Source organism: Gymnodinialimonas sp. JB5-7 (assembly GCF_055693405.1).
The window spans coordinates 1-1258 of the sequence record NZ_JBVFUX010000010.1 but is presented as its reverse complement, the minus strand read 5'-3'; the positions used below and the strand labels follow the sequence as shown (position 1 = coordinate 1258).

Sequence of the window (1258 nt, the reverse complement as noted above, 5' to 3'; positions counted from 1 at the left end):
CCCGGCGGCGCGGGGGGTGGACGCCGGAGACGTCGGCGAGGGTAACACTACTTCACGGAGCCTGACGCCCGGAACAAGCTCAGGATCTTCAGGAGAATACCTCTTTCAATTGGCCCTCCAGATAGATGCGAGGCGAAGTCCCGTTCCGGCGCAGTTCAAGGCATCTGGCAAGCTTGCCGCCGTGGTGTGAAAGCGTGTAGTGAGGTGAGCCAAGTGTTCCGATCACTACGATGTCCACTTTTTGATGCGTTTCGTACGACGTTGGCCCCAAATTCCTCCAACCGCCCGTGAACTTCATTTCGTGTACCGTATCTAAATGCTCCGGTAACCAAAACTGTAGCTGACTGTAATATCGCCTCGTCAATTTCGTCTAGATCGTGCATCACAGGTATGGCTTCAACACTTGCCACTCCGGTATCGGCATAGCTGTCGCCAATTAGTTCTGAAATTAGTTCTCCTATCCGGTTGCTTTCTGCCGGTTCGATAAATTCATCGGCAAGTGCATCGACCAATTCGTAACGCAGGGCGTCTATCCGTGGGTCCGTCTGCAAATCGTGTGGTTCGTTAAGCTTGGCGAGAAGCGCACGTGCCTCATTGAGTGTTATGATCGCATCGCAATTCACACCGGCGCAAAACCCAAGAAGCCTGTTTGCCTTTGATCGCGTGCAATTGGCATCTATCCTTTGAATTCGCATCTCAGCGATTTGCTGGAGCAGAGCAAGAAGTTCTTCGACCGTGTGGGTATGGCCGGCGTTGGCTTCTTCAACGATTTCTTTCGCATCTGCGTCACCGCTAAGGTTCCAAATAGCCGCGCATTCCGCAAGAAGCGGTTCAACTTCCGTTTCGTCAAGCCGTTGGTTAGCCAGAATTCCTTCAACGAACCCGACGAAATAGCATTCGTTTTCGCCGTTACGGCTTTGCGATGAATGCTATCAAAGACACTGCTCTCGTAGGCAATTGGACGGCTCACTCTACAGGCTCTCAAGGCTGGATATTTTGATAACTCATTTTACAGACAGGCGCCAAAATTTGAATAGCTGATGAGGTCGATTGGGGTGCAGGTTTCCTTCCATTTCCGAACTTTCAATAGGGCGGAAAATCCCTAAAATTCCGGTAAGAAATTTGCTTCCTGAGCCTTTTCAATGCCTTAAACCACAGTTGCAACGTTGCAACCGCCTGCCACGCCCGCTTGACGGCCCGCCTGCCCAAGCGTATCCACCAAACGAGCGGCGGGTATGGTGAAAAGGTATCACGAAAG

The 1258-nt window shown here is 51.7% G+C and carries 1 protein-coding gene; it reads left to right on the top strand.

Going from position 1 to position 1258, the window contains the following annotated elements; all coding sequences use genetic code 11:
- Positions 1-683: 683 nt before the first annotated feature.
- Positions 684-926: a hypothetical protein gene (locus tag ACZ1HK_RS07470; protein WP_472628168.1), complete on the top strand. Its 243-nt coding sequence runs from the start codon at positions 684-686 to the stop codon at positions 924-926.
- Positions 927-1258 lie beyond the last annotated feature (332 nt).